The sequence below is a fragment of the Azospirillum sp. Sh1 genome (assembly GCF_008365135.1).
Lineage (GTDB): Bacteria > Pseudomonadota > Alphaproteobacteria > Azospirillales > Azospirillaceae > Azospirillum > Azospirillum oryzae.
In genome coordinates this window covers 43,492-62,281 of the sequence record NZ_VTTK01000019.1, presented here as the reverse complement: position 1 = coordinate 62,281, position 18,790 = coordinate 43,492, and the positions used below count along the sequence as shown (strand labels likewise).

The window sequence follows — 18,790 nt, the reverse complement described above, 5'->3', positions numbered from 1 at the left end:
GCCCCGATCCTTGCAGCACCCTCACCCGGCCCCTCGGGCCACCCTCTCCCGGGGCGGGAGAGGGACAGAAAGAGGCCACGCCATGACCCTTCTGTTTCAGCTTCTCGTCAACGGCCTGATCGTCGGCGCGCTGTATGGCGTGGTCGCCATGTCCTTCGTGCTGATCTACAAGGCCAGCCGTATCGTCAACTTCGCGCAGGGCGAATTCCTGCTGATCGGCGCCTGGACCTGCTGGTGGCTGCTGACCAGCTGGCAGCTGCCCTTCTGGATCGGCTTCCCGATCACGCTGGTCTTCATGCTGGCCTTCGGCGTCATCCTGCAGATCGTCGTCTTGAGGCCGATGATCGGCGAGCCGATCATCTCCGTCATCATGGTGACGATCGGCCTGTCGATCGTCTTCCAGGCGGCGATGAAGTGGATGTTCGGCGTCTTCGCCAAGCCCTTCCCGCCGATCTTCGCCAGCCCCACCATGAACCTGTTCGGGCTGGAGGTGCAGACCGTCTACGTGATGTCGCTGCTGATCTCGATCCTGATCATGGCGGGCTTCGGCTGGTTCTTCAAATACTCGCGGACCGGTCTCGCCATGCGGGCCACCGCCTTCGACCAGCAGGTGGCGCAGTCGCTGGGCATCTCGGTCCGCCACATGTTCGCGATGAGCTGGGCGATCTCCGCCATGGTGTCGGCGGTGGCCGGCGTCACGGTGGGCGTGGTCAACGGCGTGTCGTCGGCGCTGTCCTTCTTCGGCATCAAGGTGTTCCCGGCGGTGATCCTGGGCGGTCTCGACAGCGTCATCGGCGCGGTGGTCGGCGGCCTGATCGTCGGCGTGCTGGAGAACATGGCGCACTACCTGGACAGCCAGTGGCTGAACTGGGGCAACATGTACGAGATCGCCCCCTTCTACGTCCTGATCGCCATCCTGATGATCAAGCCCTACGGCCTGTTCGGCACCAAAGACATCGAGCGCGTGTGAGGCTCCCATGGCATCCGTCAGCATCATCCCGAGCGGCGATTACAAGACGTCCTACGGGACCGACACCACCATCTTCCCGACCAGGACCAGCCGCAACTTCGCGATCCTGGGCGTGGTCCTCCTGCTGGCCTGCCCGGCCTTCATGGACCGCTACTGGCTCAGCCTGCTGATCCAGATCAGCTATCTCGGCATCGCCGCGCTGGGTCTGAACATCCTGGTCGGCTTCACCGGCCAGATCTCCATCGGCCATTCGGCCTTCTTCGGCTTCGGCGCCTTCGCCTCGGCGTGGCTCAGCAACAGTGTCGGCGTGCCGGTGGCGCTGGCCATTCCGCTGGCGGGCGTCATCACCACGCTGGTCGGGCTGCTGTTCGGCATGCCGGCGGCGCGGCTGAAGGGCCTGTACCTCGCCATCGCCACGCTGGCGGCGCAGTACATCCTGCAGGACTTCTTCGCCCGCGCCGACTGGTTCACCGGCGGCACCGCCGGCACCATCGCCGAGCCGCTGACCATCTTCGGCTTCGCTTTCGACACCGACGAGCGCTTCTTCTACGTGGCGCTGGTGGCGCTGGTGGTGATGTATATCCTCGCCACCAACCTGATGCGGACCCGCGACGGCCGCGCCCTGGTGGCCGTGCGCGACCATTATCTCTCCGCCGAGATCATGGGCATCAACCTGACGAAGTACCGGACGATGTCCTTCGGCATCTCCGCCTTCTACGCCGGCATCGGCGGCGCGCTGTACGCCCACTACCTGCAGTTCGTGTCGGTGGAGGGCTTCACCATCCTCTTCTCGATCCAGTTCCTGGGCATGATCATCATCGGCGGGCTGGGGTCGATCATGGGCACGCTGATGGGCACCGCCTTCATGGTCTTCCTGCCCGAGGCGATGCAGGCGCTGACCAAGCTGGTCAGCGGCACCGCCATCGACACCGCGCTGAACCTGAAGGACAACATCGCCTTCCTGCGCGAAATGTCGATCGGCCTCGTCATCATCCTGTTCCTGGTGTTCGAGCCCGACGGGCTGGCCCACCGCTGGAAGCAGATCAAGGCCTATTGGAAGCTCTATCCCTTCTCGCACTGAGGCACGCCGAACCGTCTGGCTCCTTCCAACAAGCAACCACCCACCGTCATTCCCGCGCTCCCGTCATTCCCGCGAAGGCGGGAATCCAGAACTCCCGGCAAAGCCTGGATCCCCGCCTTCGCGGGGATGACGACCGGAAACGGTTATGACGGTCGGGAAGCCTTCATCGATCAACAAACAGAACAGAATGGGGAGTAAACGCACCATGTCGATCAAGACCGCGCTCTTCGCGACCTCTGCGCTTTTGCTGGCGACCTCCGCCGCGGCTTACGCCGACATTCCGGTCGGTCATCTGGCGGACCAGTCCGGCGCCACCTCCGATGTCGGTGTGCCTTATGCGCAGGGCGTGTCGGACGCGCTGGCCTACATCAACGCCCATGGCGGCGTCAACGGCACCAAGCTGGCGGTCGACACCGTCGACTACGGCTATCAGGCGCCGCGCGCCATCAGCCAGTACAAGAAGTGGTCGTCGGGCAGCGACAAGATCGCGGCCCTGCAGGGCTGGGGCACCGCCGACACCGAGGCGCTGACCGGCTTCGTCGGCAAGGACGAGATCCCGGCCTATTCCGGTTCCTACTCCGGCCACTTGACCGACCCGACCGGCAAGGGTCCGCACGGCTCCAAGCCGGCGCCCTACAACTTCTTCTACGGCCCCTCATATTCCGACGCGCTGCGCGGCATGCTGATGTGGGCGGCGGAGGACTGGAAGAAGCAGGGCGGCCAGGGCAAGCCGAAATACGTCCACATGGGCGCCAACCACCCCTATCCCAACGCGCCGAAGGAAGCCGGCGAGCAGCTGGCCAAGGAACTGGGCTTCGAGGTGCTGCCGGCCGTGCAGTTCGCCCTGACCCCCGGCGACTACACCGCCCAGTGCCTGACCCTGAAGGAAGCCGGCGCCAATTACGCTTATCTCGGCAACACCGCCGGCTCCAACATCTCGGTGCTGAAGGCCTGCCAGACGGTCGGCGCCAAGGTGCAGTTCATGGGCAACGTCTGGGGTATGGACGAGAACGCCGCCAAGGCCGCCGGCGCCGCCGCCGACGGCGTGGTGTTCCCGATGCGCACCGCGGTGACCTGGAACGGCGATGCGCCGGGCATGAAGACGCTGATGGAAATCTCGAAGCTTTCCGATCCGTCGGGGAACGCCTATCGCCCGGTGCATTACCTGGCCGGCGTCTGCACCGCCTTCTACATGAAGGAGGCGATGGACTGGGCGTCGAAGAACGGCGGCGTCACCGGCCCGAACATCCGCAAGGGCATGTACCAGAAGAAGGACTGGGTTCCGGCCGGGCTCGAGGGCGTCTGCGTTCCGTCGACCTGGACCGAGAACGACCACCGCGGCATGACGGCGGTCAACATCTACCGCGCCAAGGTGTCGGGCGAGACCGGCGCCAGCGTCGCCGATCTGGTCAAGGCCGGCACCATCAAGCTGGAGAAGCTGACCACCGTCGACGTCCCGCGCAAGCCGGAATGGCTGGGCTGGTAAGCCGACAAGTACCCGGCGCCTCCGCCCGTCGCGGCGGGGGCGCCCCCCTTCTTCCGAACAGTCCAGGTGCCGCATGCTGAACACCGCCACGGCCGCTTCGACCAACGCTCCAGTTGTACCGCCCGTCACGGCTGCGAAGCGGATGATGCTGTCCGTCAACAACATCGAGGTCGTCTACAACGACGTGATCCTCGTGCTCCGCGGCCTCAGCCTGGAGGTGCCGGAGGGCGAGATCGTGGCCCTGCTGGGCGCCAACGGCGCCGGCAAATCGACGACGCTGAAGGCGATCTCCGGCCTGTTGAAGACCGAGGACGGCGAGGTCACCCGCGGCGACATCACCTTCAACGGCGAGCGCATCAACGGCATCGACCCCGACCGGATCGTCCGCAAGGGCATCTTCCAGGTCATGGAGGGCCGGCGCATCATCGCCGACATGACCTGCCTGGAGAACCTCCGGCTCGGCGCCTACACCCGCCGCGACAACGGGGTGAAGGACGATCTGGACATGGTCTTCAGCTATTTCCCCCGGCTGAAGGAGCGCACCGGCCTTGCCGGCTATCTGTCCGGCGGCGAGCAGCAGATGCTGGCGATCGGCCGCGCGATGATGGCCCGGCCGAAGCTGATCCTGATGGACGAACCCAGCATGGGCCTGTCGCCGTTGATGGTGAAGGAGGTGTTCAGCATCGTCCAGCAGATCAACAAGGACCTTGGCGTCACCATCCTGCTGGTGGAGCAGAACGCCCGCATGGCGCTGCAGGCAGCCAGCCGCGGCTACATCATGGAGAACGGCAAGGTCGTGCTGGACGGCACCGCCGAAGAGCTGCGCAACAACGAGGACGTGAAGGAATTCTACCTCGGCGGCGGCAACGAGGAGCGCAAGAGCTTCAAGAACCTGAAGAGCTTCAAGCGGCGCAAGCGCTGGATTTGAGGGGAGCCGCTTCGGCGGTTGCCCCCTCCCTAACCCTCCCCCGCTCCGCGGGAGAGGGGACTGCCGCCACTCCTTTGCGACACTCCTGCGAGCGTCCTGCCCCCTCTCCCGCGGAGCGGGGGAGGGATGGGGAGGGGGCAAAACTGGCGATGATCGGCCGACCCCTGAACGGACGAACGACCATGACCGATTTCTACGACGACCTCGAAACCCGTTCCTCCGACCGGCGCGAGGCCGAGCAGTTCGCGGCGCTGCCCGTCCATCTGCACCATGCCAAGGACGCGGCGCCCTATTTCCGCCAGCTGCTGGCCGACATCGACCCGGCGTCGATCCACGACCGCAACGCGCTGGCCACCCTGCCGGTGACGCGGAAGTCCGACCTGATCGCGCTGCAGCAGGCGCACCCGCCCTTCGGCGGTCTGGCTGCGGTGGAGGTCGGGCGGCTGGCCCGCGTCTTCGCCTCCCCCGGTCCGATCCACGATCCGGAGCCGCATGGCGTCGATCCCTGGCGCAGCGCCCGCGCGCTGTTCGCCGCCGGCTTCCGCGCCGGCGACCTCGCCCACAACTGCTTCGCCTATCACCTGACCCCCGCCGGTTCGATGTTCGAGACCGGGGCGCACGCCGTCGGCTGCGCCGTCATTCCCGCCGGCACCGGCAACACCGAGATGCAGGCCCAGGTCGTCGCCAGCCTGAAGCCGCGCGGCTATATCGGCACGCCCGACTTCCTGAAGATCATCCTGGAGAAGGGCGACGCGCTGGGGCTGGACGTGTCGTCGATCCGCATCGCCAGCGTGTCGGGCGGTCCCTATCTGCCAGACGCCCGCGCCTTCTACGAGGCGCGCGGGCTGGAGGTCTACCAGTGCTACGGCACCGCGGATCTCGGCATCGTCGCCTATGAGACGGAGGCGCGCTCCGGGCTGGTGGTGAACGAGGGCTGCATCGTGGAGATCGTCCGCCCCGGCACCGGCGACCCGGTTCCCGACGGCGAGGTCGGCGAGGTGGTGGTGACCATCTTCAACCCGGCCTATCCGCTGATCCGCTTCGCCACCGGCGACCTGTCGGCGGTGCTGCCGGGGACCAGCCCCTGCGGCCGGACCAACATGCGGCTGAAGGGCTGGATGGGCCGCGCCGACCAGACCACCAAGGTCAAGGGCATGTTCGTCCACCCGTCCCAGGTGGCGGAGGTGCTGCGCCGACACCCCCAGATCGGCCGCGCCCGTCTGGTGGTGGGGCGGCAGGATGCCAGCGACACGATGACGCTGCGCTGCGAGGCGGAAGAAAGCGGGGAGGGCTTGGCCGCCGCCATCCGCGAGACGCTGGCGTCGGTGACCAAGCTGAAGGGGACGGTGGAGTTCGTGGCGCCGGGGAGCCTGGCGAACGACGGCAAGGTGATCGACGACATGCGGGGGTGAGTGGCCGCGGCGGGTGCCCCCACCCTAACCCTCCCCCGCTAACGCGGGAGAGGGGACCGCCGCCGCACTCCCACAAAGCTCCTGCCCCCTCTCCCACCGAAGGTGGGGGAGGGATGGGGAGGGGGCACCCGCCGCAACAACCTTTCTCAGCACTCCGCGTCCGCCTGCGGCATCAGCTCGTACTGCGGCTTGTAGCCCGGCTGGGCGCGGAAGCGGTCGGCCCAGGCCCGGACATTGGGGTAGTCCTTGGCGTCGATCCCCGATTCAGTCAGCAGGTCGATCCAGGGGAAGGCGAAGATGTCGGCGATGGTCAGCCGCTCGCCCTCGATGAAGCTGCGGCCGGCCAGATGCTGGTCGAACAGCTTCATGCCGCTGGCCGCCGAGGCGTCGATCCAGGGCAGGGCGTTGGCGTCGCCGTTGAACTTGCGCACGGCGCGGGCGCGCTGGACCGGCAGCAGCACGTCGGCCAGCCAGCTCAGCCATTCGGCGAGGCGGATCTTTTCGAGATCGTCACGGCCGCCGAACTGGCCGGTCTGTTCGGCCAGATATTGCAGGATCACGCTGGATTCGGAAATCGACCGGTCGCCATGCACCAGCGTCGGCACCCGGCCGAAGCGGTTGATCGCCTGATACTCGGGCGATTTCTGCTGGCCGTTGCGCAGATCGACATGGCGGTACTGGAACGGAATGTTGCCCAGCCGGAAGAACAGCGCGATGCGGGTCGCGGGCTGGGAATTCACGTTGCCGTAGAGGATGAAGGGCGCGGTCACGATGCTCTGTCTCCCTGAAGTTCGGACACCGGATCGACCGGTGTCCGGCATTTCCGGGAGCATGGCCTCAACCGCCATGGCCGCGCCAGCGGAAACCGCGCCCACTTCCTCTCGGCATCACACGTCGGTGGTCGCCGGTTCCTGCACCCGCTTCACGCCGAGCAGCTTCAGCACATAGCGTTCGTACACCGGTTCGCTGATGCCCTTGCGGACCTTGCGCAGGAAATAGCGCTCGAACCCGATCTTGGCGAAATGGACCCAGCGTCCATGCGACGACCAGTTGACGTTGCGCGGCGGAATCTGCGGCATGGCGATGAAGGCGACGCCGCTGTCGCCGAAATCGGCGAGGCACAGCGCGCTCCAGGTCGCTTCCTCCACCGGCTCCTTGCCGTCGAGCAGGGAGCGGACATTGCGGGCGGCGGCGGTGACCATCGTTTCGATCATATAGCCGGTCTTCGGCACGCCGACCGGCACCGGCGTCTTTTCCACCGGCGGGATGGCGATGCAGACGCCGACGCCGAAGACGTTGCGGTGGGTCGGGTTGCGCTGGTGCTTGTCGGCCAGGACGAAGCCGCGCGGGTTGACCAGCCCCTCCACACCGCGCAGGGCGGCGATGCCGCGGAAGGCCGGCAGCATCATGGTCAGGCGGCTTTCGACCACATGCGCCGTCTTCTCCCGGCCGTTCTCGTCCATCTCCGTGACATGCACGGCGTCGGGGGTGAAGCGGTCGGTGCGGGCGTTGACGATCCACTTGATGTGACGCTCGCGCAGCGCCGATTCCAGCAGCCCCTTGGTGTCGCCGACGCCGCCCAGCCCGAGATGGCCGACATAGGGCTCCGAACTGATGAAGGTGATCGGGACCTTGTGGCGGATCTTCCGGCGCCGCAGGTCGGCATCGGCGATCATCGCGAATTCGTAGGCCGGGCCGAAGCAGGAGGCGCCCTGCACGGCGCCGATCACCAGCGGGCCGGGGTCGCGGCAGAAGGCCTCCCACCGCTCGGCCGCCTCCACCGCATGGTCGACATGGCAGATGGAGATGGTGTTGGCCCGCGGACCGAAACCCTCGATCTCGTCGAAGGCAAGCTCGGGACCGGTGGCGATCACCAGTTGGTCGTAGTCGAGGCTGGTGCCGTCGTTCAGCTCCAGCCGGTTCTCCTCAGGCCGCACCTGGCGGCAGCCGACGGGGGTGAAGGCGATGCCCTTGCGGGCGAAGGGTTCGGCAAGCGGGACGGTGATGTCCTCCCGCTTGCGCCAGCCCACGGCCACCCAGGGGTTGGACGGCACGAACTGGAAGCTGTCGCTGTTCGACACGACGGTGATCCGGTCGCCCGGCCGTGCCAGCTCCTTCATCTCGTAGGCCATCGGGATGCCGCCGATGCCCGCGCCGAGGACGACGATATGCGCCATAGCTGTGTTTCCTCTCCTGGTTCGTCGGGGCCTTCTTGTCGGTCACCGCATCCGGGTCACCGCCGGGCCTTTGCCGTTTTGGGGTGAAGAGCGCCGCCGCTCCCTCAGGAGAAGGCGACGCCGGAGCGCGCGCCCAGCCGCTTCAGGATCATTGCCAGCGGGCAGAAGCGGGTGAAGGAGGCCTGCAGCAGGTTGGCGCCGACGAAGGCGGTCAGCCAGAGCCACTGCGGGCTATGCAGTTGCGACAGCGCCAGACTGACCAGGATCATGGTCCCGGCGAAGGCCATCACGATACGATCGATGCTCATGTCCGTGTCTCCGCTGAAGAAGAAGGGGGTGCCGACGCATGGTCCGGCGGCGGCCCGTCGCAATAGAGGCCCTGCAGCACGCCGATCACCGTGGCGGCCTCGGCACTTGCCAGCGCGTAGACGATCGAATGCCCAACGCGCCGGGTGCTGACGAGGCCGTCGGCGCGCAGCCGGGCCAGATGCTGCGACAGGGCCGATTGGCTGAGACCGATGGCGGCCACGAGCGCGCCGACGCACATCTCCCCGTGCGCCAGATGGCAGAGGATGGAAAGGCGCCGTTCGTTGGCGATCGCCTTCAGCAGGCGCGCCGCGGAGCGGATATGGCGGCCATCCGAATCATTCATTGACACTAAATTAGAGTATTCTAAATTAAAGGTCAACAGGCGTCCGTCCCTTCCGTTCAAGGTGGCCCCAATGTCCCGTCGACCCTTTCCAGCCCTTCTGGTGGCCCCGCTCGCACTGGCCCTTCTGTCGGTGGCGTTTCCTTCGGTGTCGCGCGCCCAGCAGCCGGCCAGCATCACCATCCAGCCCCGCCCGGTGGAGGATCTGAAGGCCGTCTTCGCCACGGTGGAAAGCGTTCACGAGACGCTGGCCCGCACCCGCATCGGCGGCACCATCGCCGAGCTGAAGGTGAAGGAGGGGGACAAGGTCACCACCGGCCAGCTGCTGGCCACCGTCCGCGACCCGAAGCTGCCCCTGCAGATCGTCTCGCTGGACGCCCGCATCCAGGCTTTGCAGGCGCAGCAGCATCAGGCCGAACTGGAGCTGGACCGGGCGCAGCGCCTGCGCGCGAGCGGGACGGGCACGCAGCAGCGGTTGGACGACGCGCAGTCGGCGGTGGACGTCGCCCGCGCCCAGATCGCCGCAATGAAGGCGGAGCGGGCGGTGGTCGAGCAGCAGCTGCGCGAGGGGGAGGTGCTGGCCCCGGCCAACGGCCGCATCCTGCAGGTCAAGGTCATCGACGGCGCGGTGGTGGTTCCCGGCGAGACGGTGGCGAGCATCGCCACGGAGACCTATGTGCTGCGCCTGCACCTGCCGGAGCGCCATGCCCGCTTCATGCATGAAGGCGACCCGGTGCTGGTCGGCAACCGCGGGCTGGCGCCGGCCACTCCGCAGGCAACAGCGCCAATTGGTGAGACGGCGCTGAAACGCGGCACGGTGCGGCAGGTCTATCCGGAGCTGTCGGGCGGGCAGGTGGTCGCCGACGCCACCGTCACCGGGCTGGGCGATTTCTTCGTCGGCGAACGGGTGCGCGTCTATGTGGCGACCGGCACGCGGCAGGCCATCGTGGTGCCGCCGGACTGGATCGTCCGCCGCTTCGGCACCGATTTCCTGCGGCTGGCCGACGGCACCGAAACGCCGGTCCAGGTCGGCGGACCGATCCCCGCGCTCGACGGCCAGCCCGGCGGGATCGAGGTGCTGTCGGGATTGAAGCCGGGCGACGTGATCGTCCGGCCGGAGGGCGTGTGATGAAGCTCGGCATTTCCGGGGTGTTGACGCGGACCTTCATCCGCTCGCCCCTGACCCCCCTGCTGCTGCTGGCCTCGCTGGTGGTCGGCGCCGTCGCCCTGATGTCGCTGCCGCGCGAGGAGGAACCGCAGATCAGCGTGCCGATGGTCGACATCCTTGTCCGCGCCGACGGGCTGAAGGCGGACGACGCGGTCGAGCTGGTGACCAAGCCGCTGGAGGAGATCGTCAAGGGCATCGACGGGGTCGAGCACACCTATAGCCAGACCATGGACGACCGGGTGGTGGTGACCGCCCGCTTCCTGGTCGGCACCTCGTCCGACGACGCCATCCTGCGCGTGCACGAGAAGGTGCGCGCCAACATGAACCGCATCCCGCTCGGCATTCCCGAACCGCTGATCGTCGGGCGCGGCATCAACGACGTGGCGATCCTGACCCTGACGCTGGCGCCCAAGCCGGACGAGGCGGGGCGCTGGACCGACACCGCGCTGCACGGCGTCGCCGACGAACTGCTGGCCCAGCTGGTCCAGGTCGAGGATGTCGGCAAGAGTTATATCGTCGGCGGCCGGCCCGACCAGATCCGGGTGGAGCCGGACCCGGAAAAGCTGGCGCTGTTCGGGGTGACGCTGAACCAGCTGGTCGACAAGGTGAAGAATGCCAACCGGTCCTTCATCGTCGGATCGGTGCGGGCGCAGGGCGGCAGCCTGCCGGTGGTGGCGGGCCAGACCTTGCAGGGCACCGCCGACATCGGCCTGCTGCTGGTGACCACCCGCGACGGACGCCCGGTCTATGTCAAGGACGTGGCCGACATCGTCGTCGGCTCGCGGCCCGACGACAGTATGGCCTGGACGATGATGCCGGACGGCAAGGGCGGGCTGGTCCGCACGCCGGCCGTCACCCTCGCCATCGCCAAGCGGGCCGGCGCCAACGCCGTTACCATCGCCGAGCGCGTGCTGGAGCGTGTCCACGCCATCGAGACGGAGTCGCTGCCGAAGGGCCTGACGCTGACCGTCACCCGCAATTACGGCGAGACCGCCAACGAGAAGGTGAACGAGCTGCTGTTCCATCTGGCGCTCGCCACCGTCACCATCGTCGCGCTGATCGTGCTGGCCATCGGCTGGCGCGAGGGCATCGTGACGCTGATCGTCATCCCGACCACCATCCTGCTGACCATGTTCGCGTCCTGGCTGATGGGCTACACCATCAACCGGGTCAGCCTGTTCGCGCTGATCTTCTCCATCGGCATCCTGGTGGACGACGCCATCGTCGTGGTCGAGAACATCGACCGCCACTGGAGCATGAAGGACGGCCGGTCCAAGGCGCAGGCCGCCATCGAGGCGGTGGCCGAGGTCGGCAACCCCACCATCGTCGCCACGCTGACCGTCATCGCCGCCCTGTTGCCGATGATGTTCGTGTCCGGCCTGATGGGGCCGTACATGAGCCCGATCCCGGCCAACGCCTCCGCGGCGATGGTGTTCAGCTTCTTCGTCGCCATGGTGCTGACGCCCTGGCTGATGGTGAAGCTGCGGCCCGGCGAGACGCCGGCTGCGGGGCATGGGGCTGCGGGGCATGGAGATGGCGGCCATGAGGGCGGCGGCGCCCTTGGGCGGATGTATCTCGCGGTGGCGCGCCCGCTGATCCGCAGCAAGCGGCGGGCCTGGACCTTCCTGCTGGTGGTCGGCGTCGCGACGCTCGCCTCGACCACGCTGTTCTACACCAAGGACGTGGCGGTGAAGCTGCTGCCCTTCGACAACAAGTCGGAACTGCAGGTCGTCGTCGATCTGCCGCACGGCGCCTCGCCGGAGGAGACCGAGCGCGTGCTGCTGACCGCGGCACGGGCGATCGCCGATCTGCCGGAACTGGAGAGCGTCCAGGCCTATAGCGGCACCGCCTCTCCCTTCAACTTCAATGGTCTGGTCCGGCATTACTACCTGCGCGACCAGCCGGAGCAGGGCGACCTGCAGGTGAACCTCGCGCCGAAGGGCGAGCGCAGCCGCAGCAGCCACGAGATCGCGCTCGACGTCCGCGCCCGGCTGAAATCCGTGGCGGTGCCGGACGGCACGACGGTCAAGGTGGTCGAAGTGCCGCCCGGCCCGCCGGTGCTCTCCACCCTGCTGGTCGAGGTCTATGGCCCCGACGCGGCGACGCGGCAGAAGGCGGCGCACGTCGTCGAGGACGCCTTCCGCAGCGTCGACTTCATCGTCGACGTCGACAACACCGTCCGTCCGCCCGGCGAGCGGCTGCGCTTCGCGCTCGACCATGAAAGCCTGGAGTTCAACGGCGTCGAGGAACAGGCGGTCTACGACACGCTGCAGGCGCTGGTCGGCGGCGTGCCGGTCGGCTATTCCCACCGCGGCGCCGGGCGCAATCCCATCGAGATCGCGGTGCAGCTGCCGAAATCCGGCCTGTTCCTGTCCGAACGCATCCTCGCCACCCCGGTGCCGGGGGCGCGCGGAACCGTAGAACTGGGCGACCTCGTCACCATGACGCGGGAGCCGGCCTCCTACCCGCTGTTCCGCCGCAATGGCCGCTATGCCGAGATGGTGATGGCCGACCTCGCCGGCCGGTTCGAGGCGCCGATCTACGGCATGCTGGCGGTGCAGGACCGCTTGAAAACGGTCGACTGGAAGGCCGCCGGACTGGGTGCGGAGCCGGAGATCCTGCTGCACGGGCAGCCGGAGGACCAGAGCAAGCCGGCGCTGCTGTGGGAGGGCGAATGGGAGATCACATATGTCACCTTCCGCGACATGGGGGCGGCCTTCGGCGTGGCGATCCTCGGCATCTATCTGCTGGTGGTCGGCCAGTTCGGCAGCTTCAAGCTTCCGCTGGTGATCCTGGTGCCGGTGCCGCTGACGCTGATCGGCATCGTTCTCGGCCATTGGCTGTTCGGCGCGGCCTTCACCGCGACCTCGATGATCGGTTTCATCGCGCTGGCCGGCATCATCGTCCGCAACTCCATCCTGCTGGTGGACTTCATCCGCCATCTGCGCGAGCGTGGGATGAGCGTGTTTGATGCGGTGCTGGAGGCCGGGGCGATCCGCTTCAAGCCGATCCTGCTGACGGCGGTCGCCGCGATGATCGGCGCCGCCTTCATCCTGACCGACCCGATCTTCCAGGGGCTGGCGATCTCGCTGCTGTTCGGGCTGCTCAGCTCCACGCTGCTGACCGTGCTGGTGATCCCGGCCATCTACGTCGTGCTGCGCGGCGACGCGCCCACCCTGCCGCCGCAGCGGGGGGAGACGGCGGAGAGTCCGCGTGAAAAAATGGTGGCGGGGGAACTGGTCGGGACGTGAGGTGGCCACAATCGCCCTCTCCCGCCCCGGGAGAGGGAGGGGACCCACGAAGTGGGGAGGGTGAGGGGGAGTCCAAGTAACCATGCGATTCGGGATTCTTGCGCCACCCCTCACCCTTCCCTCTCCCGGGGCGGGAGAGGGAGGCTCTTACGGCGCTGAATCGCCGGACGCGCAGAACAGGTGGTAGAGGTCGCCCAGGATCGGGCGCACCCGGTCGGAGCCGATGCGGTAATGGATCGCGGTGCCCTGCCGGCGGGTGGCGACCAGCCCCTCCTCGCGCAGCTTGGCGAGATGCTGGGACAGGTTGGATTGCGACAGGCCGAGGCGGCGCACCAGCTCGCCCACCTGCTTCTCGCCCTCCAGGAGGCTGCACAGGATCATCAGCCGGTGCCGGCTGGCGATGGATCGCAGGAAGCCTTCCGCCTCCGCGGCGCGCGCTTCGAAATCGGCAGCCCCGAAATCGGAGGAGTTGAGAGTTGAGTCGCCCAGCGTTGAGGTCATCGCCTGGACCATCCTGATACCGGAAATCGCAAAATTAGCTTAATCTAAAATACCTGCTGTCCCCACCGGTTCAAGGGATTTGTCGGCCGCATGGCGACTCAGCCGATCCGCCGCAGCGACAGCCCCGACGCGGCGATGCGGAAGCCGCCGTCCGGCATCGGCTCCACCGCCTCGCCGCCGTCCAGGCGATAGCTCTTGCCTTCCGGAACCCAACCGGCCGGGCCGCGGAAAGTCACCATCTGGATGAAGCTGGTCGTCTCGACCACGGCATGGATGCTGCCGTCCTCGGCCGTCGCCTCGAAGCGGTCCGTTTCCATCTCCTGACGCAAAGGCATCCGTCTGCTCCCTCCCACATCCGTAGCGGCCCATAGCCTGCCACGGGGCTGCCGAAGCAAGGCATAAGTTTAATTTTGGTCTTCCGCGAGGAAAGCTCGTTTGTTCGCGCACCCCCGGCTTTCTATCGTCCGGCCATCGCAACAGCGGAAAACGGGGTTGGAGATGATCGGAAGACGGGAATTCCTGGCGGCGACGGGCGGGGTTCTGCTGCTGTCGGCGGCCGGGGCGCAGGCTGCGGAAAGCAGCAAAAACAAGGCCGGCAACGCGTCTAACAGCGATGCGCTGGCCGGGAAGATGACGGAGCTGGAGGCGCGCAGCGGCGGCCGGCTCGGTGTCGCGGTGCTCGATACCGCAAACGGCAAGCTGCATGGCTGGCGCGGGGACGAGCGGTTCCCGATGTGCAGCACCTTCAAATTTCTATTGGCTGCCGCCGTCCTGAAGACGGTGGACCAGGGCAAGGACCGCCTGGACCGGCGGATTCCGGTGACCAAGGCCGATCTGGTGCCCTATGCGCCCTTCGCCGAAACCCGGCTGAACGGCACGCCGCCGACGGTGGCCGAGCTGTGCGAGGCGGCGATGACGCTCAGCGACAATGTCGCGGCCAACCTGCTGCTGCCGGGCATCGGCAATCCGGCCGGCCTCACCGCCTTCATGCGGGGCATCGGCGACAGGACCACCCGGCTGGACCGCAACGAACCGACGCTGAACACCGCCATCCCCGGCGATCCGCGCGACACCACCACGCCGGCCGCCATGGTGCGAAGCATGGAGCGGATCCTGGTCGGCGACGTGCTGCGGCCGGACTCCCGCCGGCAGCTGATCGACTGGATGGTCGCCAACAAGACCGGCGACAAGCGCCTGCGCGCCGGGCTGCCGGCCGGCTGGCGGGTGGGGGACAAGACGGGGACCGGCACCAACGGCACCGCCAACGACATCGCCATCGTCTGGCCGGAGGGCCGTGCGCCGCTGCTGGTCGCCTGCTACCTGACCCAGACGGCGGAGGGCTTCAAGCAGCAGGACTCCATCCATGCCGAGGTGGCGCGGACGGTGGCCGGCCTGATCGGTTGAGGCCTTTTAAGCGGGCCGGGGCAGGCGGGTCGGGTCAGGCGGGAGATGCCGGCGCCTGCTGCGGCTGCTGCGCCCATCGCACGATGGACCGCACGGCGTTCAGGGCGTTCACATTGTCCTGAATGTGAAAATGCCGCCGCAACTCGGCGACCGCCGCCCACTCGCCGCTCTCGTGAAACGCCTTCTGGATTGCGGCGGCTTCATCCTGGCTGACGCTGAACATCCGAACCTCATGGCCGACCTTGCGACCTTCGCCGCCGATCATGCACCGGCGAGGAACAAGGTTGCAAGGCCACCGATGGTCGAGTCTCGTCAGCGGGCGGAAAATGGATGGGCGGCGGCATAGGCGGCGATCCGGCCGGCCAGATGGTCGGCCAGCGCGTCGACCCGCAAGGGGCGGCGGCGGCCGGAGGCGAACAGGAGCTGGAGCGGGGTGTCCTCGTCGCTCCAGTCCGTCAGCAGCGGGCGCAGGCGTCCGGCGGTGACATCGGCCGCGACATCCAGCCAGGATTTGTGGGCGATGCCGCAGCCCGCCAGCGCCCAGTCGCGCAGCACGGCGCCGTCGTCGGTGGCACGGTCGGCCTCCACGACGATGCTGCGTTCGCCCGCCGGCCCGGCGAAGCGCCAGCGGTTCAGCGGCTCCCGCCCGCGCAGCAGCACGAGGCAGCGGTGGCCGCGCAGATCCTCCGGCACGGCGGGGGTGCCGTGCGCCTCCAGATAGGCGGGCGAGGCCACCGGAACCCGGCGCGACGGCGCCATCCGCCGCCGGACGAAGGCGGAATCCGGCAGGGCGCCATAGCGCAGCGCGCAGTCGAGGTCGTCGCGCAGCAGGTCGGCCAGATGATCGCCCAGCAGCAGGGTGATGCGGATGGCCGGATGGCGGTCATGGAATTCGTCGAGCCACGGGCGCAGGACCGTCCGGCCGAAGTCCGACGGCGCTGCCAACCGCACCGGCCCGGCGAAGCGGCTGCGGTCCCCGGCCAGCCGTTCGGCCGCCGCGTCCAGCTGTTCCAGAGCCTGCCGGCAACTGGCGAGATAGGCGGCCCCGGCATCGGTCGGGCGGACGCTGCGCGTCGAGCGTTCGAACAGGCGGGCGCCCAGCGCCTGCTCGATCCGTTTCAGCGCGGCGCTCGCCGTCGCCGGCAGCAGGCCGAGCTGCCGCGCCGCCGCCGACAGGTTGCCATGCTCCGCGACGGCAAGCAGCAGGCGAAGGTCGTCGAGCGCGATCATTATCAAGTTCCAATTGGCAATATGTCAAAAACTCCTGGGATTATCTGCCGGGGCGCCGAGGGACACAATCGGGTTCAAGGCAAGAGGGATGGCAAACGCCGTCCGGCCTCCGGAGATTTTCCCATGACAGACCCGATCGCCACCAGAACAAGACGGCGGATTGCCGGCGGTGCGCTGTCGCTTTTCATCGCTTTGGCCGCCGCTTCCGTGCCGATGGGACCAGCGACAGCGGCGGCGGAGGCGTTGCCGCAGCCCGCCCATCTGGCCGGCGATGCCGCATCGCCGACCGTGCTGGCCGCGCGCCGCTATGCCGCCTTCTGGAACAGCGGGGACGAAGCCTTTGCCCGCGCCGCGCTGGCGCCGGGCTTCACCGACCGCACATTGCCGCCGGGTCGTCCGCAGGGCATCGACGGGCCGCTGCAGGCCTCCCGCGCCTTCCGCGCCGCGGTTCCCGATTTGACCGCCGCGATCGAGGACATGGTGGCGGACGGCGACCGGGTGGCGGTGCATCTGCGCTTCCGCGGCCACTTCACCGGGAGCTTCGGCGAGGCCCAGGGCAACGGCCAGACGGTCGATTTCCAGGCCTTCGACCTTTACCGCGTCGCGGACGGCCGCATTGCCGAGAACTGGCATCTGGAAGACAACCTGACGCTGCTGCGGCAGCTCGGCATCGTCAAGCAGTGAGGGCGGGCATCATGGACAGGAACGAAAAGGCGGCGGGTGCGGCATCGCTGGCGGATCGCAGCGTGGTCGTCATCGGCGGCGGCTCCGGCATCGGCCGGGCGGTGGCCGCCGCGGCACGCGGGCAGGGGGCGCGGGTGTTCATCGCCGGCCATGATGCGGTGAGGACCCGCATCGCCGCCGAGGCTTTGGGGGTCGAGGGGCTGGCCGCCGACCTGGGCGACCGCTGTAGCCTGGACGCCCTGTTCCGCAGCGTCGGCAGCCTCGACCATCTGGTGGTGACCGCAGGGCCGCAGATCGGCTCCCCAGCCTTTGCGCAGCTCGACCTCTCCGCCGCCCGGCGGGCTTTCGAGGTGAAGCTGTGGGGTGCGGCCGACGCGGTCCAGGCGGCGCTGCCGCATCTGGCGCCGGACGGGTCGGTGACGCTGACCTCCGGCCTGTTGTCGCGCAAGGCGAGCGTCGGGTCGCTGGCCAAGACGGTGATGAACGCCGCCGTCGAGGCGTTGGGCAAGTCCCTGGCGAAGGAACTGGCGCCGCTGCGGGTCAACGTGGTGTCGCCGGGCGTGACGGCGACGGAGAACTGGCGGGCCATCCCGCCGGCCGGGCGCGACGCCTTCTATGCGAAGGTCGGGGGCGGGCTGCCGGTCGGGCGTGTCGGCCGCGCGGAGGAGGTGGCCGCGGCCTTCCTGTTCGCGATGACCACGGGTTTCGTCACCGGATCGGTGATCGACGTCGATGGCGGAGGCTTGCTGTGAGCGGATCCCTGTTCTCCCCCTACCGGCTGGGCGGTCTGGAGCTGTCCAACCGCGTGGTGATGGCGCCGATGACCCGTGCCCGCGCCGGCGAGGACGAGGTGCCGTCGAATCTCGCCCCGGCCTATTACGCGCAACGGGCCGGCGCCGGGCTGATCGTGACCGAGGCGACCCAGATCGGTCCCGGCGCCAAGGGCTACTCGCGGACGCCGGGGCTTTACACGCCGGCGCAGATCGCCGCCTGGACAGCGGTGACCGATGCGGTGCACCGGCGCGGCGGGCCCATCGTCGCGCAGCTGTGGCACACCGGGCGGGTGTCGCATCCGATGTTCCATGGCGGGGCGAAGCCGCCGGCTCCCTCGGCCATCCTGCCGGCGGACACCGCGATCTGGGCGGTGGAGCCGGACGGGACCGGCGGGATGGTGCCCTGCGTCGAGCCGCGGGAGATGGATGGGGTGGAAATCGCCGCAACGGTTGCCCAGTTCGCCGCCGCTGCCGCGAATGCCGTGACGGCCGGGTTCGACGGGGTCGAACTGCATGGCGCCAACGGCTATCTGATCGAACAGTTCCTGCGCGACGGCAGCAACCGGCGGACCGACCGCTATGGCGGGTCGGTGGACAACCGCCTGCGTTTCCTGATCGAGGTGGTGGAGGCGGTGACGGCCGCCATCGGGGCGGAGCGCACCGGCGTGCGGCTGTCGCCGCTGATCACGCTGAAGGGGATGAGCGACGGCGATCCCTACGGCCTGTTCACCCGTGTGGTCGAGCGGCTGGATGCGCTGGGCGTCGCGCGGCTGCATTTCGCCGAGGATGACTGGAACAACGGCACGCCTCTGCCGATGGAGTGGCGCAAGGTCTGGCGCGAGCGCTTCCGCGGCACCATCATCGTCGCCGGACGCTATACGGTGGAGCGGGCAGAGGCGCTGCTGGAGGCCGGGCTGGTCGATCTGGTCGCCTTCGGCCGGCCTTTCGTTGCCAACCCGGACCTGCCGGAGCGCCTGCGCCGCGGCCTGCCGCTGGCGGAGTTCCGCGCCGACAGCCTGTTCGGCGGCGGGGCGGCGGGCTACACCGATTATCCGGCGGTCGATTCCACCGGTTGA

At 68.2% G+C, this 18,790-nt stretch carries 19 protein-coding genes; 11 read left to right on the top strand and 8 right to left on the bottom strand.

The window, feature by feature from the left end; all coding sequences use genetic code 11:
* Nucleotides 1–82 precede the first annotated feature (82 nt).
* From FZ029_RS19220 to FZ029_RS19200, 5 genes are all read left to right on the top strand, one after another.
* A complete protein-coding gene (locus tag FZ029_RS19220; protein WP_014187949.1) occupies nt 83–970 on the top strand; it encodes a branched-chain amino acid ABC transporter permease in 888 nt (295 codons plus the stop codon).
* A 7-nt stretch (nt 971–977) separates the two neighbouring features.
* Nucleotides 978–2,051 carry a branched-chain amino acid ABC transporter permease gene (locus FZ029_RS19215; protein WP_149271049.1) on the top strand — a complete coding sequence of 358 codons (1,074 nt, stop codon included), beginning with the start codon at nt 978–980 and terminating at the stop codon, nt 2,049–2,051.
* Nucleotides 2,052–2,256: 205 nt separating this feature from the next.
* Complete coding sequence (locus FZ029_RS19210; protein WP_149271047.1) at nt 2,257–3,537, top strand: ABC transporter substrate-binding protein; 1,281 nt, start codon at nt 2,257–2,259, stop codon at nt 3,535–3,537.
* 145 nt (nt 3,538–3,682) lie between these two features.
* Nucleotides 3,683–4,465, top strand: a complete 783-nt coding sequence (locus tag FZ029_RS19205; RefSeq protein ID WP_211101125.1) for an ABC transporter ATP-binding protein — start codon at nt 3,683–3,685, stop codon at nt 4,463–4,465.
* A gap of 182 nt (nt 4,466–4,647) precedes the next feature.
* Entirely contained in the window at nt 4,648–5,877 is a 1,230-nt protein-coding gene (locus FZ029_RS19200) for an AMP-binding protein (protein WP_149271045.1), read from the top strand.
* A 146-nt stretch (nt 5,878–6,023) separates the two neighbouring features.
* Here FZ029_RS19200 and FZ029_RS19195 read toward each other — a convergent pair whose 3' ends face one another.
* From FZ029_RS19195 to FZ029_RS19180, 4 genes are all read right to left on the bottom strand, one after another.
* On the bottom strand, nt 6,024–6,647 hold the full coding sequence (locus FZ029_RS19195; protein WP_149271043.1) for a glutathione S-transferase family protein: 624 nt from the start codon (nt 6,645–6,647) through the stop codon (nt 6,024–6,026).
* Between the two features lie 117 nt (nt 6,648–6,764).
* On the bottom strand, nt 6,765–8,054 hold the full coding sequence (locus FZ029_RS19190) for an FAD-dependent oxidoreductase (RefSeq protein ID WP_149271041.1): 1,290 nt from the start codon (nt 8,052–8,054) through the stop codon (nt 6,765–6,767).
* 104 nt (nt 8,055–8,158) lie between these two features.
* Nucleotides 8,159–8,362, bottom strand: coding sequence for a DUF2892 domain-containing protein (locus FZ029_RS19185; protein WP_149271039.1), 204 nt, complete (start codon nt 8,360–8,362; stop codon nt 8,159–8,161).
* Nucleotides 8,359–8,706, bottom strand: coding sequence for a metalloregulator ArsR/SmtB family transcription factor (locus tag FZ029_RS19180; RefSeq protein ID WP_149271037.1), 348 nt, complete (start codon nt 8,704–8,706; stop codon nt 8,359–8,361). The genes FZ029_RS19185 and FZ029_RS19180 overlap by 4 nt, the downstream gene beginning before the upstream one ends.
* A 70-nt stretch (nt 8,707–8,776) precedes the next feature.
* Here FZ029_RS19180 and FZ029_RS19175 point away from each other — a divergent pair, with 70 nt between their 5' ends.
* Both FZ029_RS19175 and FZ029_RS19170 read left to right on the top strand, forming a co-directional pair.
* On the top strand, nt 8,777–9,832 hold the full coding sequence (locus tag FZ029_RS19175) for an efflux RND transporter periplasmic adaptor subunit (RefSeq protein ID WP_149271035.1): 1,056 nt from the start codon (nt 8,777–8,779) through the stop codon (nt 9,830–9,832).
* The gene (locus FZ029_RS19170; protein WP_149271034.1) at nt 9,832–13,122 is read left to right on the top strand and encodes an efflux RND transporter permease subunit; all 3,291 of its coding nucleotides are present in this window, start codon (nt 9,832–9,834) and stop codon (nt 13,120–13,122) included. The genes FZ029_RS19175 and FZ029_RS19170 overlap by 1 nt, the downstream gene beginning before the upstream one ends.
* Before the next feature lie 147 nt (nt 13,123–13,269).
* On the opposite strand, the gene FZ029_RS19165 is transcribed toward FZ029_RS19170, so the two are convergent.
* Together FZ029_RS19165 and FZ029_RS19160 are read right to left on the bottom strand one after the other, a co-directional pair.
* On the bottom strand, nt 13,270–13,623 hold the full coding sequence (locus FZ029_RS19165) for a metalloregulator ArsR/SmtB family transcription factor (RefSeq protein WP_149271032.1): 354 nt from the start codon (nt 13,621–13,623) through the stop codon (nt 13,270–13,272).
* 98 nt (nt 13,624–13,721) lie between these two features.
* Complete coding sequence (locus tag FZ029_RS19160) at nt 13,722–13,958, bottom strand: hypothetical protein (protein ID WP_149271031.1); 237 nt, start codon at nt 13,956–13,958, stop codon at nt 13,722–13,724.
* A 163-nt stretch (nt 13,959–14,121) separates the two neighbouring features.
* On the opposite strand from FZ029_RS19160, the gene bla reads away from it, so the two are divergent.
* Entirely contained in the window at nt 14,122–15,027 is a 906-nt protein-coding gene (gene bla / locus FZ029_RS19155) for a class A beta-lactamase (RefSeq protein WP_149271029.1), read from the top strand.
* A gap of 34 nt (nt 15,028–15,061) precedes the next feature.
* On the opposite strand, the gene FZ029_RS19150 is transcribed toward bla, so the two are convergent.
* Together FZ029_RS19150 and FZ029_RS19145 are read right to left on the bottom strand one after the other, a co-directional pair.
* Nucleotides 15,062–15,250: a hypothetical protein gene (locus tag FZ029_RS19150; protein ID WP_247892392.1), complete on the bottom strand. Its 189-nt coding sequence runs from the start codon at nt 15,248–15,250 to the stop codon at nt 15,062–15,064.
* 89 nt (nt 15,251–15,339) lie between these two features.
* Complete coding sequence (locus FZ029_RS19145) at nt 15,340–16,257, bottom strand: LysR family transcriptional regulator (protein WP_149271025.1); 918 nt, start codon at nt 16,255–16,257, stop codon at nt 15,340–15,342.
* 123 nt (nt 16,258–16,380) lie between these two features.
* Here FZ029_RS19145 and FZ029_RS19140 point away from each other — a divergent pair, with 123 nt between their 5' ends.
* From FZ029_RS19140 to FZ029_RS19130, 3 genes are read left to right on the top strand one after another with little or no spacing between them, the layout of a single operon-like run.
* Complete coding sequence (locus tag FZ029_RS19140; protein WP_149271023.1) at nt 16,381–16,941, top strand: ester cyclase; 561 nt, start codon at nt 16,381–16,383, stop codon at nt 16,939–16,941.
* An 11-nt stretch (nt 16,942–16,952) separates the two neighbouring features.
* Nucleotides 16,953–17,693, top strand: coding sequence for an SDR family oxidoreductase (locus FZ029_RS19135; protein WP_149271021.1), 741 nt, complete (start codon nt 16,953–16,955; stop codon nt 17,691–17,693).
* The gene (locus FZ029_RS19130; protein WP_149271019.1) at nt 17,690–18,790 is read left to right on the top strand and encodes an alkene reductase; all 1,101 of its coding nucleotides are present in this window, start codon (nt 17,690–17,692) and stop codon (nt 18,788–18,790) included. The genes FZ029_RS19135 and FZ029_RS19130 overlap by 4 nt, the downstream gene beginning before the upstream one ends.